Raw genomic sequence first — 13656 nt, 5'->3', positions numbered from 1 at the left:
AATCAAGGTGTTACAATGCCGAAATTGCTGTCGAACGTGTCAAGGATACTAATAAATTTGTCAAACTTCGTCTGGTCTGAGACAGTGAATTTACCGCCTTTTACCGCGTCTGGTAACGACGTTGTGCCTGTCAGAAGCTGAACAAAGGTCTCATGTGAGAAGCTTAACGTAATATCAGCTTGGTCAAATTGACGATTTTGATAAGTTTTTAATACCGCGTTTGATAGCTTCAATGCATATTGACCATTTGTCGTTTGATCATCACCTTTCACTTTGATGTTAACCGTCATATTCATGTTACTAGCAAGGTCTGGTTTTACACGAACCGCTAATGATTCTAATACAGAATATACTGGCATATTGGCAACAATCGCTGTTGTATCTGGGGTCGCCGCTGGTGTGAAGCCGTGGCGTAGCTCTTTAGCGCCGATCAGGTAGTAATTACGCCAAGGGCCAGATTCGGCTTGGTAGCCCAGTTGTTCCATAGCATCAGCTTCTAAGTAGCGAGCATCCATATTTTCTGGGTTTGAAAATGTCACGTTGTTTAGCAAAGTGGCAGCCCAGCGGTACTCGCCATTTTTAATCGCTTGTTTAGCGATTTCGATAACCTTATCTTCGCCACCAATGGCTTCAACGTATTTCGCACCTTGTTCTGATGGTGTGAGTGGATTTAAGTTAGCTGGGTTACCGTCCCACCATGCACCGAAATAAAAGTCATAAGTGGCGCGAGCGTTGTGCGACACCGTGCCATAATAGCCACGGTTATACCATGCTTTATCAAGTGATTCTGGCAGAGCGATGGACGCTGAAATTTCGTTAGGTGTGTAACCTTGGTTGGCTAAACGTAGCGTTTGATCGTGAACAAATTTGTACATGTCGCGTGTTTTTTCAAGCTGCTCGGTGATGTTGTTCGTTCCCCAAGTCGGCCAGTGGTGAGAACCAATCATCACATCAGACTTAGCTGCAAACATTTCTAACGACTCATCTACATAAGCCGCCCATGCATTGGCGTCACGAGTTCGCGCGCCGCGTAATGTAGAGATGTTATGAATGGTATGGGTCATCACTTCAGATGCCATTAAGACGCGGTGTTTAGGGAAGTAGAATATAAACTCTGAAGGTGCTTCGGAACCATTTGCCATTTGGAATTCGACTTCAACACCATCAATTTGATGAATTTCACCCGTATCCAAAACTTCCATAGTTTGCTCTACAATGCCTGGTTTACCAGTTGACGTTGTTTTACCCAATCCCCCATCAACTTTACCAGTAGGACCGGCTTCGACCATATTGCCATACATGTAGCTAGCACGGCGGCTCATGGCATTACCCGCTAGCACATTTTCTGAAATTGAATGTTCAAAGAAATCTTTTGGAGCAATAACGGGAACCTTACCGCTTTCAATATCTTTCTTATTCGTGACTCCCCAAATGCCGCCAAAGTGGTCTATATGAGAATGAGTAAATACCACCGCTGAAACTGGTGCATCTTCAACGTGTTGACGTAACAGCTCAATCCCCGCTTTAGCGGTTTCTTCCGACAGCAGAGGGTCTATTACTATCCAACCGTGCTCACCGCGGACAAAGGTCATCACAGACAAATCAAAGCCACGGATTTGGTATATATCCTCTTTAACCTTGAATAAACCATGCTGATTATTGAGTTTAGCCATGCGTTGTAAAGAAGGGTTAATAGTATCAATGTTGTGGTCGGTATTGACAAAATCGAACTTAGTAAAATCCCATACAACATTGCCGTTTTTGTCTTTAATCGTACTTTCTGGCCATGTCGCAATGAAGCCGCGAGTCGCATCTTCAAAATCACGGGTATTGGCAAAGTCCAAGTAGTTTGCTAATTGGGCATTTTTTTCGACAGTAAATTCACTTGCTGATTTAACGTTAGGGCTAGGCACAGCTGATGATAATGAGCTAGTTGATGGTATGTTTGCTCCTGCAGTAGCCAGTGTACTTATTATGGTAAAGGATAGCGGGAGGAGTCGTAGATTCATGATGGCCTCTCTATAGTTAATGTAATATCGGTGCAGAGTCATCATAGTGAAAAACGAGGTATTAAATCATTATAGGAAGCTACTGATCTAATATTTACATTATAAATATCATGGGTCGTTTGGGCTTCGACAAATTCGCCTTGTCTTAAGCATCGAAACACCGATTTGTTGTTATGGCTTGCTATCGATATAACCACAGCACTTTTGTTATATGTAGTGTGAAAATGTCGTTAGATAAATTGATGGACGCAATTGCCGATCAAGGTTGGTACATATGGGATGACTTTTTAACACCAGAGCAAACCAAAAACCTACGAGCGTGTACGCCACCGCAGTTACAAGTGGCGCGAATTGGCAGGCACGATGCCTTGCAATTAGAGGTTGAAATACGCAACGATAAAATCCAGTGGATTGAAAACAGCATGGGCCTGCCTGTGCAAGACTATTTGCAACGTATGGAGCAAATTCGCCAAGAGGTTAACCGCCACTTTTTTCTTGGGCTATTTGAATACGAAGCTCATTTTGCCAAATATGAAATAGGGGCATTCTACCAAAAACACCTCGATGCCTTTACAGGTAACGCCAGCCGCAAACTGACGACGGTATTTTATATGAATGATCGGTGGTGTGGTGCTGATGCAGGTGAGTTGGTTATTTACGATGTTCAAGATCAGTATCTCGCGACGGTTGCACCGATAGCGGGGCGTTTACTGGTCTTTTTATCCGAACGTTTTCCGCATGAAGTACAACCTACCAATGCTGAGCGTTTCAGCATCGCTGGGTGGTTTCGCATTAATGGCGTGACAGGCAACAAGCTCGATATTGCCAGTTAACGCAAAAAAGCTAATAAGTAAGCGTGGCTTGTGTGCTGCCACGCTCTTTTATCAGTCAAATTTGATCAGGGTAAAATGAGGATGTGAGCTTAATGCCTCCATCATCAATAAGGCATTGGTTTCAATTAAGTGTTCACTTTGTTCATTTTTCAACACAATGCACTCTTGTTGGTGTTCATTGCGCAGAGTGTCCATCGCGGTGCCTGAATAGGTAATACCATTTTTTAAGGTGAGCTTGACGGGCAAATGAAACAAACACGCGAGCTCAATGTAATCATATTGACTGCAAGTGACCATTATTCACTCCTATGACGTTACGCGGGCTTATTAAGATACGCGTTTTGCAAAATGTACATGCGCTTTACGTCACGATATTGGCCATTAATGAAGAATTCTTCAACTAAGTGCCCTTCCTCAACAAAGCCGGTTTTTTGGTATAAATGGATGGCTTTTTCGTTTTCCGTCGACACATGCAGGTAGATTTTGTGTAGGTTCAAAATGGTGAAAGAGTAGTCTAATGCTTTGTTGATCAAGGTTTGTGCAAACCCTTTTCCTTGGTGCTCTGGCGTGATGATGATCTGAAACTCGCCACTGCGGTGAATGTAATCAATTTCAATTAATTCAACGAGACCGATCAGTTCCTTATCTCGGTTCTCAACCACAAACCGACGCTCGGCGTTATCGTGAATGTGCTTGTTGTACAGCTCTTCCAGCTCATCAAAAGATTCATAAGGCTCTTCAAACCAGTAAGACATAATGTTGCGGTTGTTATTGAGATCATGGATAAAGCGTAAGTCACCGCGCTCTAACGCTCTTAATGATAATTGATTATTCATAGCAAACCTTCATTGAACTAAGGCATTCATCTTATGCCGACTTTGTTGCAATACAAGTGGTTAGTCAGCAATTTTTTAAAATGTGTACGCTTACGTCTTGTGATCTGATGCCGCGAGATGAATCAGTTCGGTCAGTTTGTTGATGCTTTCCTGCCATGCTATGTTGTCTTCAAAGTTCGCTACACTGAAACGAATACAGTGTTGGAATTGCCCCTGTGTTGCAAAAAGATGCCCCGGCAGGAGGCTGATTTTGTTTTGCAGGCCACGTTGATAAAGCTCAAAACTATCGATGAATGGCGGAAGTGTCAGCCAGCATAAAAATGAACCTTCAGGTCGGCTTAATTGAAACTGCCCTTGCAGCGACGGGTAGTGATTGAGCGAGGTGGTGAGCAATTTGGCAAAGCGCTGCTGGTTCAGTTGGTAAGTGCGGCGCATTTTGGCTAGATGTTGGCGGTACTTACCACTTTCGAGAAATTCCGCTACGGCTGATTGGATTAAATTCAAGCTGCCCATATTCTCGCTGAGCAGTATCTTTTCTATTTTCGCTTGATACTTTCCAGCGATGATCCAACCGATCCTCAGCCGTGAATCCAAGGTTTTGGAGAGCGAATTGATGTAAATAACGCGGCCTTTGCCATCCAGCATCTTCAAGCAAGGTATCGGTTTTTGAAAATACAGGCCACCAAACACATCATCTTCAATAATTGGTGTATCACCACTGACAGCCAAAAGCTGTTTACGTTTTTCCAGAGGCATTTGTGAACCGGTTGGGTTGTTAAAATTAGGCGTGACGAGAATCGCCTTAATCGGCCATTGAGATAGCGCTTGTTCGAGGGCGCTGATGTCGATGCCTTCGACACTATGGCTGGGGATCTCCACCACTTTTAAGCCTAATGATTCAAGCAACAGCAGCGTGCCAAAATAACAAGGTGACTCAACGGCCACAATGTCTTCGCGCTTGGTTAATGCACGAAATGCGAGGCTGATGGCCTGCTGACCGCCATGCGTAATGGCGATTTCTTGTGCTTTGATTTGTAGGCCCAAATCTTGCGATATTTTTAGCAGTTGTTTGACTAAATGGCTATTACCTGGCGGTAGCTGATAGTGGCTAGGAATGTGCGTTTGCTGGCGGCTGTGGCGGCCAATTTCTGCATACAAACTACGAATCGCGGCGCTTTGCGTATTAGGATGCGCTGAACCTGCGGGCATGTGATGTTTCATTGTGGGTTGAACCAAAATTGATTTAGATAAAGAGAGCAGGTCAATGCTATTGGGTTGTGGCAGCGGAATCTCCAAAGGGGTTACAGCACCTTGGACTCGATAGCCTGAACGAGGCTGAGAGTAGACGACATTCATCGCTTCTAACTCTTGATAAGCACGAATAACGGTATTTTTGCTGACAGACAGTTGTTCGCATAGCTGGCGAATGGAAGGCATTTTATCGTGTGCGTGGAATAAACCATCGTCGATGGTCTGCTTAAGATGACGTTTTACCTCAGTATATTTAGGTTCAGTATATTTAGGATCCGTGTTTTTAAGCTTACTTTTCATTCTGTACCCACTAAATTATTCAGATCTGTGCCTTTTTCGCATAACTGTACCCAAATAAAGTAGCAGCATAGAATCGATTGTGGCTAGGAATTTTGTGATGTTTGTAAGAATGATCCCGTTCTTGTTTGTTGTGCTATGGGCATCTGGTTTCGTTGGCGCAAGGTTTGGCTTAATGTATGCGGAACCTGCCACGCTGCTCACGCTGCGCATGGTGGCGAACGTGGTGCTTTTTATTGGTTTGCTGTTATTGCTCAAAAGGCGCATTCCGCGTGGTCGCCATTTGTGGCATTCCTGTATAACGGGCGTGTTGATTCATGGTTGCTATTTGGGTGGAACCTACCAAGCGATTTCTTGGGGAATGCCAGCAGGTTTAAGTGCTCTGCTGGTGGGGACGCAACCCATTTTGACTGCGCTGCTGCTGGTTTTTATGAGTACAGAGCGCTTTAATCTGGCGCAGTGGTTAGGGTTAGCTCTTGGGTTTTCTGGGATAAGTCTCGTCTTGATGGGTAACATTGAGTGGCAATCGGAAGTACACAAATGGCCTGCCATTAGTTTGTGTTTGTTATCTCTGCTCGGCATCACGCTCGGCACCTTATATCAGAAAAAATTTTGCCAAGGTGTGGATATGATTGGCAGCGCTACCGTGCAATATGTGGCTGCGTTATGCCTATTTTTACCTTGGGCTTGGAGCTTTGAAACCATGCAAGTGCAATGGACACCGACCTTTATCATGACACTGGTATGGCTGGTTGTGGTGCTGTCATGTGTCTCTATTTTATTGCTGTTGTATATGGTTGAACACGGTGCGGCCTCAAGTGTGGCTTCAGTGTTTTATCTTGTACCGCCAACCACCGCCATTCAAGCATGGCTTGCTTTTGATGAATCATTGGATGGGTTTGGTGTTGCGGGCTTCTGCCTTGCCGTTACGGCTGTTTATCTGGTGGTGAAAAAGCCGAATCTGCTGAGAAAATTGGCGAAACCGGTATTTGAGCGTTCATAAAATTCACCCCTATAAATCGAACTTAGAATGGGGTGCTCTGCTGGTGGTCGGGTAATAAATGGATAATTTCTGACTCGCGGCGGCACCTAATGACTTTGCCAATTTTTTCAGATTGATCTTAAGCTATGCACTCAAAAATGCGCTGCCCTTCCTCTGTTTTCCTAAAATATTTTACTGTGTCATCTAGTTTTAAACTAAGTGAAACACAACTGTCATATTTGCGTCCTAAAGTGAGTTTCGTTCAATACACAACGGCAATAAAGCCTCTTAAGGATATTTGTGATGAAAAAGACAGTAATCGGTGCAATCGCTCTTTTAGGTGCATTGGCAGTTAACCCAGTTTTTGCAAAAGAAACCATTTCTGCTGTTGGCTCTAGCAGCGTAACGCCATTGATGGAAGTTTTCTCTGAAACATATATGAAGAAAAACGCGGACGTGTTTATTGAGGTTCAAGGCCCTGGTTCTTCTGCCGGTATTAAAGCCGCTAAGAACGGCAGTGCGGATATTGGTATGTCTTCACGTGGCCTAAAAAGCTCAGAAAAAGAAGCATCATTAGTTGAAGAAAAGATCGCGCTTGATGGTATAGCGGTGGTTGTGCATCCAAGCAATAAAGTAAAAGGGTTGAGTGCTGAACAAGTCTCTGCTGTTTACCGAGGCGAGATCACGAATTGGAAAGATGTCGGTGGTGAAGACAAACCTATCGTTGCAATTACTCGCGATACCGCATCAGGGACTCGTGGTGCATTCGAAGAGATTATGAAACTGACAAAAAAAATCTCAGACAAGACGGTATCTGCTATCTCTCAACGAGCTCAAGTAGCTAACGGTAACGGCAGTTTGAAAACTATGGTTGCGTCTAACCCTTATTCCATCGGTTACATCTCTCTTGGCACCGTTGATAACACGGTTCATGCCTTAGCGGTAGACGGTACTGATGCATCGGTAGATAACGTGAAAAATGGTTCATACAAAGTGGCTCGTCCTTTCCTTGTACTGTACAAAAAAGGCCAACCATCCGCTCAAACGCAACAGTTCCTTGATTGGATGCTAACGCCTGAAGCTCAAAAACTCGTTGCAGAACATCACTATATCGCAGTGAACTAATTGACTCTCCCATTCGACTTGAAGTTGCAGCGGCGTTGTTTCGTTCAGCCCAATCACATGCTTTATCCATGTGGATGGGAATTCACTGACCTGCTGTTTAGCCGCCACTTCAAGTTGTTTGGGGAAATAACTTTAAAAGTTTGCTTGGCCCATCGTTGGGGCTGAGCCTTTTCTATCCACGTCGATTCCATCGAATAGTGAGATTGATACTATGACCATCGCAACAAATAGTGAAAAGCTTATGAACAACGTTTCTACGCAAGCTTCCAAACGTGCACTTCGTGCTAAAAAGCGTGTGGACTGGAAAGAGCGCATTTTCCACGGGTTGTTTCTTACCAGTGCCATTATTGGCATTGTGTCTCTTGCCATCATTGCCTACTTCATTTTCCGCGAAAGTATTCCCGCATTTCAAGAAGTGGGTATCTCGGGTATCGTCCTTGGACAAGATTGGTTGCCGCCAGCTCTGTATGGTGTGGCAACTATGATTGTCGCTTCTGTGGTTTCAACGTTTGGTGCGGTTATCGTTGGTGTGCCTGTGGGCGTACTCACCGCTATCTTTATTGCCGAAGTCGCACCAAAACGTGTCGCGAATATCATTCGCCCAGCCGTTGAATTGCTCGCTGGTATTCCTTCCGTGGTCTATGGTTTCTTTGGTCTTGTGATTATTGTTCCTTTGATTCAGGACATTTTCCAAGTTCCTGCGGGCAATACCATTCTCGCGGGCATTATTGTGCTTGGTGTCATGATCTTACCGACGGTGATTACCGTGTCCGAGACTTCTATTCGCGCAGTCCCTCATACGTACAAAGAAGGTTCTTTGGCATTAGGTGCATCCAGTATTTTTACCATCTTCAAATTGCTGGTACCGGCAGCTCGCTCCGGAATTATGACCGGCGTCATCTTAGGAATTGGGCGTGCGCTCGGTGAAACCATGGCCATTATTATGGTGATGGGTAACGCGCCAGCGATGCCTGAAGGTATTTTAGACTCAGCACGCACGCTGACAGCCAATATTGCGATTGAAATGTCTTACGCAAGTGGTGTTCATGCCAGTGCGCTTTACGCAACAGGCGTTGTGCTATTGGCATTCATCATGATCTTGAATGCCACATTGCTCTATTTAAACCGTGAGAGAGCGAGGTAATAGTGATGGATACAGTAAAACTAAAACGTGCCCGCCAGCTAAAAGATAACGTATTGAAAATATCTATTTGGATTGCGGCCGCTGTAACAGTCGGCTTCCTATTTTGGATTATCTGGTACATCCTTTCTAACGGGCTACAACACGTAGATTGGAATTTCGTTACTGACGATTACACCCGTACTGGCAATGAACACGGGATCTTCCCGATGATCATATCGACGATTTATATGGTGATCGCTTCTATTTCGGTGGCCGCCCCGTTGGGTATTATGACGGCGATTTATCTTACCGAATACGCCAAAATCGGTAGCCGCTTGGTGAAAGTGATCCGCTTTTGTACCGAATCTTTGGCGGGGATCCCCTCCATTATCTTTGGTCTATTTGGCATGACCTTCTTTGTGGTGATTCTAGGCTTAGGCTTCTCTATTTTGTCGGGAGCGCTAACGCTCAGCATTTTGATTTTGCCTGTGATCATTCGGACCACAGAAGAAGCGTTGATGGCCGTCCCCCAAACTTATCGCGAAGGTTCTTATGGTCTTGGAGCCTCAAAAATATACACCATTTGGCGTCTGATTTTGCCAAGTGCAATGCCCGGCATCCTTACGTCAATTATTTTGAGTATTGGTCGTGTTATTGGCGAGTCGGCCCCTGTGTTTTTAACCGCAGGAATGGTGGCACGTATTCCTGATTCATTGCTCGATTCAGGCCGCACCCTAACCGTTCACCTTTACAAGCTCACAACAGAGCTGTTCACGGTTGAAGAGTGGAATCAAGCCTACGGCACAGCAACCGTGCTGATTGTGGTTGTGCTACTGATCAACATGGTGACGAAGCTAATCGCAAGACGATTTAATACCGCTTCTTATTAAGCAGAGCGTTGGGCGCGATTTACAGAATTTTGAGAGATAACAAGAATGAACAAATTTAATATTGAAAACCTAGACCTTTTTTATGGCGATAACCAAGCGCTAAAATCAATCAACCTGCCTATTCCAACTCGTCAAGTGACAGCGCTGATTGGCCCTTCTGGCTGCGGGAAATCGACTTTATTACGCTGTTTGAACCGAATGAATGACCTCATTGAAGGCGTGACTATCACCGGTAAATTGGCGATGGATGGGCAAGATATTTACGGCAATATTGATGTTGCAGATCTGCGTATCAAAGTGGGAATGGTGTTCCAAAAACCAAATCCGTTCCCAATGAGTATTTATGAAAACGTGGCGTATGGGTTACGCGCACAAGGGATTAAAGATAAAAAGCACATCGATGAAGTGGTTGAGCGCTCATTGCGCGGCGCTGCGTTGTGGAATGAAGTAAAAGATCGCTTGAAGTCGCATGCGTTTGGTCTCTCTGGTGGTCAACAACAGCGTTTGTGCATCGCACGTACGATAGCGATGGAGCCGGATGTGATTTTGATGGATGAACCAACGTCCGCCCTTGACCCGATTGCAACACACAAAATTGAAGAATTGATGGAAGAGCTGAAAAAGAATTACACCATCGTTATTGTCACGCACTCAATGCAGCAAGCGCGTCGTATTTCTGATCGCACGGCGTTTTTCTTAATGGGGGAATTGGTTGAACACAATGATACACAAGTGATTTTCAACAATCCTAAAGATGATAGAACCATGGGATATGTCAATGGCGATTTCGGCTAGTCACTTATTGCAGCGACTAACCTGGAATAATATCGGACTCATTATAACTATAAAGCGATGGTAACTTTGCCCCTCATACAGAGGGGCTTTTTTGTAGAAACTTCATTGCATACATATTCTTATCCGCAATATGTATTAATTGATTAATATTGGCTGAATCTTTAGGAAAAGAGGCAATACCGATACTGGTTGAAAGTTTTGCTCCCACTCCATTATCCACGAAGAAATTCTCTTTAAAACACGCTTTAATGTGGCGTTGCATAATGCTCAGTTCCATCGCATCTACGCTATGGATGATTAGGGCAAACTCATCTCCCCCCATACGAAATACCGAATAATCAAAGGTTGGAATCGAATGTGTTAAGCGAAACGCTACTTGCTGCAACACACTGTCCCCTGCTTTATGACCATTTTGGTCGTTAATGGGCTTAAAGCCATTTAAGTCGAGAAGAAAGAGAGAGAAGGGGTTATTGGCAGAAATTTGATTCAGCTCTTCAAACATCGCAAGGCGGTTTGCAAGTCCAGTTAGAGGGTCAGTTAACGCTAAGGTACGCTGAGCAACCGCTTCTTTATGAAAAATATAGCTAACTAAGCCAATGCAACCCAGCATCAAGAACATCAGCAGAAATTGTACCTGTGTTAGCCTATTTGCTTTTTCTTTTTGCTCGAGATAGATAGGGCTTTGCAGTTGAAAGTTTTGGTTTACATAGCCGATAATCTGGTCGTAAATCAAGCGAGCATGTTTTTCAAATACAGCCAATGACTTTTGATCTTTAACGGCTAGCAATAAGCTTTCTAATATTTTGAAATCATCAAAGTTGTTCTTAAAGAAATGCTGGGAATCCGTTCTACCCATAAAATTATCCGATTCCTTACTCGTTAGAATCAAGTCAAAACGGCTCCAAATCAGCTCATACTGCAGCCAAGTGTGCGCTCTCTTCTCCTTTGACTCTAGGTAATAAGGAATCGAAGCAACCAGCTCAGAATACTCTTTGGTGAGCTGGAATAAATACCAAGTTGCATAGTTACGTTGGTCGGTATAGGAGTTGGCTAAAGAGCGTGTGGTCGAAAGTATATACAAATTAGCGACGATCAAGGCGACTGACAGGACAATCAACAGTGTTTTTGCTCGGTATAGCAAGGGGTGTAAAGTGCTGTATTTTGTAAAATTCATTATTTACCGTGAATCAATAGTTTTTCTAACTGCCACACCATCTGGGTGTAATAAATGTCATTGTCTATTTGTGGATATTTATCTAGATTGTAGATCAGCCAAAATGGCCCCTTGTTTCTTATTTTCATTTCATCGCCATTCATGTGATAAGCAATAATGGGTTCATAGCGAGTTAAGTTTTCAATTGCAATATTAGCGGCGTAATCATTAATGGCCAAAAATGATACAGAAGAAACCTGTCCAACTTGCAAATGATTAATTAAATCAATAACTTTAAAACCAGTGAAAGTATTTTCTTTTGGTAACCAAGGAAGCTGAGTCGTGAAGGTTTCACGAGGCAGTATCTCTGCCAATTGTGCAAGAGAATAAGTAACCCGATCTTGGTTTGGGAGGGTAATAGTTAAGCTTGCAGCATGAACAAATAAGCTGAAAAAAATAAGTGGTAAAGCGGTTATCCATCTCATCATAAACTACCTTATTTACTTCTGCTTTTTTCTTAGAGCATAGGCTAAAAGTATAAGGTGATAATTTAATCAATGAAATTATTTTCTATTTATATTTCTGTTAATTTGGTCGAATCAATCTTTAGTTTAGAACAAAAAAATCCCCACATAAGTGGGGACTTGCATATTGAAATGTTATTAGTGCCGTTACTGCCGCATTGTTTACTAAAAAATGAGATGTGCTACACCAGCTATCACTGGCAGTGTAATGAGCGTACGCAGAATAAATATGACAAACAGCTCAAGGATGTTGACAGGAATTTTGCTGCCTAACATTAATGCACCCACTTCAGACATATAGATCAACTGAGTCACTGACATGGCCGCAATCACGAAACGTGTCATTTCATTATCAATGGAAGCTGCAAGAATCGCGGGAATAAACATATCCGCAAAGCCGACCACAATGGTTTGAGATGCTTGAACAGCCTCAGGTACACCAAGTAATTCTAGAAAAGGAATAAACGGTTGGCCCAATACAGAAAATACAGAGGTGTATTCTGCAACAATCAGAGCCAGAGTACCCAAGCCCATCACGACAGGTAGCACACCAAACACCATATCAACAGCGTTACGCATGCCTTCAGCGAAGATCGATTTTGCAGATTTAACTTGGCTTGCTTTCGCCAGTGCTAATTCCATCCCCCATGAGAACGAGGTATGGCCGCTTGGAACTGCATCGGCATCTTTAGCTGGAGAGGTACCATCAATATAAGTGTTCTTTTTGAAACTTAATGGTGGCAGGCGAGGAATGATGATCGCTGCAACAAAGCCTGCAAGGCAAATGGTGCCATAAAAAGGTAGGAACAGATGCTCTAGCTTAACTTGCGCAATAACGACTAAGCTGAAGGTAATTGAAACGGCAGAAAACGTTGTACCAACAATAGCGGCTTCACGCTGTGTGTAGAATTTGCTTTCGTACTGTTTGCTGGTCAGCAAAATACCGACACTACCGTCGCCCAACCAAGAAGCCATGCAGTCGATTGCGCTACGGCCTGGAAGGTTGAAAACTGGACGCATGATTCTGCTTAATAAACTACCAAATAGCTCCAGTAGCCCGAAGTTAAGCAGTAAAGGCAGCAAAAGCCCTGCAAAAATAAATACAGAAAATAAAGTGGGTAATAAACCCTCAAGAACCATACCGCCAGTGTTTTCTTCCCAGATAGCCTTAGGGCCGATTTGGAAAAACGTCATGATGACGGCGATACCACCAAATACACGGACGGCTAACCAAAGAGCAGATGGATTAAAAAGCCCATTTAAGAAAGGACTCTTTGTAATGAATGCAGGTTGAAAAATTTTACATAAAATGGAAGCTGCAGACATAAAGGCGATGATCACTGTCACTATTGCAACAAGGTAATCGCCCAAAATAGCTTGGATAGATTTAGCAAGGACGGCAACTGGAATGGTTAAGTCACCTTGGTAGCTAATTGGCGCCATAAACAAAAATAGACCAATTAACGAAGGGATGAAAAACATCCAAAAGCTACTTTGTGTTGGTGCTACAGGAGCTTCAATAGTTTGAGCGTTATCTTGCATGTCGTGTCTCGTATTACTGCGGGTCAATAGTCACCAACTGGTGGCATAAAAATGCACTAAATAGCTCTATTTAGTCATTGCAGGCAAGAATATCTATTTTTAAGATGGCTTGCAATACTATTCATTAATCAAGGTTAAGTATTCAAACAAAAGAGCTGTTATTCTCAGATAACATGGTCATTTGTTTTGTTATTGTTGCATTGGTTAATAATCTGTTGGTGATTGAGGCGTGCGTTTTAAAAAGAATTAAGGAGGGCTGAGGAAAATTGGGCGGTTAAGGTAAGAGGGACGGGTCA

13 protein-coding genes are annotated in these 13656 nt (G+C 43.5%); 6 read left to right on the top strand and 7 right to left on the bottom strand.

Features of this window, described 5'->3' with window-relative positions; genetic code table 11:
- Window positions 1-2: 2 nt before the first annotated feature.
- Window positions 3-2009: an alkyl sulfatase dimerization domain-containing protein gene (locus EXZ60_RS13460; RefSeq protein ID WP_277435829.1), complete on the bottom strand. Its 2007-nt coding sequence runs from the start codon at window positions 2007-2009 to the stop codon at window positions 3-5.
- Between the two features lie 224 nt (window positions 2010-2233).
- Here EXZ60_RS13460 and EXZ60_RS13455 point away from each other — a divergent pair, with 224 nt between their 5' ends.
- Window positions 2234-2842 (top strand): 2OG-Fe(II) oxygenase, encoded by a 609-nt coding sequence (locus tag EXZ60_RS13455; RefSeq protein ID WP_026027933.1) that lies wholly within the window; start codon window positions 2234-2236, stop codon window positions 2840-2842.
- 51 nt (window positions 2843-2893) lie between these two features.
- On the opposite strand, the gene EXZ60_RS13450 is transcribed toward EXZ60_RS13455, so the two are convergent.
- From EXZ60_RS13450 to EXZ60_RS13440, 3 genes are all read right to left on the bottom strand, one after another.
- Window positions 2894-3139 (bottom strand): Rho-binding antiterminator, encoded by a 246-nt coding sequence (locus EXZ60_RS13450; protein ID WP_013868119.1) that lies wholly within the window; start codon window positions 3137-3139, stop codon window positions 2894-2896.
- A 17-nt stretch (window positions 3140-3156) separates the two neighbouring features.
- Entirely contained in the window at window positions 3157-3678 is a 522-nt protein-coding gene (gene speG / locus EXZ60_RS13445; protein WP_017044230.1) for a spermidine N1-acetyltransferase, read from the bottom strand.
- Window positions 3679-3768: 90 nt separating this feature from the next.
- Entirely contained in the window at window positions 3769-5229 is a 1461-nt protein-coding gene (locus tag EXZ60_RS13440; RefSeq protein WP_277435828.1) for a PLP-dependent aminotransferase family protein, read from the bottom strand.
- A gap of 97 nt (window positions 5230-5326) precedes the next feature.
- Here EXZ60_RS13440 and EXZ60_RS13435 point away from each other — a divergent pair, with 97 nt between their 5' ends.
- The 5 genes from EXZ60_RS13435 to pstB all read left to right on the top strand — a co-directional run bounded on the left by EXZ60_RS13435 (window position 5327) and on the right by pstB (window position 10141).
- Window positions 5327-6229, top strand: a complete 903-nt coding sequence (locus tag EXZ60_RS13435) for a DMT family transporter (RefSeq protein ID WP_026027683.1) — start codon at window positions 5327-5329, stop codon at window positions 6227-6229.
- A 282-nt stretch (window positions 6230-6511) separates the two neighbouring features.
- The gene (locus EXZ60_RS13430) at window positions 6512-7333 is read left to right on the top strand and encodes a phosphate ABC transporter substrate-binding protein (RefSeq protein WP_026027935.1); all 822 of its coding nucleotides are present in this window, start codon (window positions 6512-6514) and stop codon (window positions 7331-7333) included.
- A 211-nt stretch (window positions 7334-7544) separates the two neighbouring features.
- Entirely contained in the window at window positions 7545-8477 is a 933-nt protein-coding gene (pstC, locus tag EXZ60_RS13425; protein ID WP_088733528.1) for a phosphate ABC transporter permease subunit PstC, read from the top strand.
- Window positions 8478-8482: 5 nt separating this feature from the next.
- Window positions 8483-9346, top strand: coding sequence for a phosphate ABC transporter permease PstA (pstA, locus tag EXZ60_RS13420; RefSeq protein WP_026027681.1), 864 nt, complete (start codon window positions 8483-8485; stop codon window positions 9344-9346).
- Between the two features lie 45 nt (window positions 9347-9391).
- The gene (gene pstB, locus EXZ60_RS13415) at window positions 9392-10141 is read left to right on the top strand and encodes a phosphate ABC transporter ATP-binding protein PstB (protein ID WP_013868112.1); all 750 of its coding nucleotides are present in this window, start codon (window positions 9392-9394) and stop codon (window positions 10139-10141) included.
- A 73-nt stretch (window positions 10142-10214) separates the two neighbouring features.
- Here the strand turns inward: pstB and EXZ60_RS13410 are convergent, their stop codons facing one another.
- From EXZ60_RS13410 to EXZ60_RS13400, 3 genes are all read right to left on the bottom strand, one after another.
- A complete protein-coding gene (locus EXZ60_RS13410; RefSeq protein ID WP_064626471.1) occupies window positions 10215-11315 on the bottom strand; it encodes a GGDEF domain-containing protein in 1101 nt (366 codons plus the stop codon).
- Window positions 11315-11782, bottom strand: coding sequence for a molybdopterin-dependent oxidoreductase (locus EXZ60_RS13405; protein WP_064626470.1), 468 nt, complete (start codon window positions 11780-11782; stop codon window positions 11315-11317). Before EXZ60_RS13405 ends, EXZ60_RS13410 begins: the two co-directional genes overlap by 1 nt.
- Window positions 11783-11983: 201 nt before the next feature.
- Window positions 11984-13360 carry a YjiH family protein gene (locus EXZ60_RS13400; protein WP_026027937.1) on the bottom strand — a complete coding sequence of 459 codons (1377 nt, stop codon included), beginning with the start codon at window positions 13358-13360 and terminating at the stop codon, window positions 11984-11986.
- Window positions 13361-13656 lie beyond the last annotated feature (296 nt).

It is taken from the genome of Vibrio sp. 1151_11 (assembly GCF_029478525.1).
In the GTDB taxonomy this organism is placed as follows: Bacteria; Pseudomonadota; Gammaproteobacteria; order Enterobacterales; family Vibrionaceae; genus Vibrio; species Vibrio anguillarum.
The sequence above is the reverse complement of the archived record's forward strand: the minus strand, read 5'-3'. Positions and strand labels throughout refer to the sequence as shown.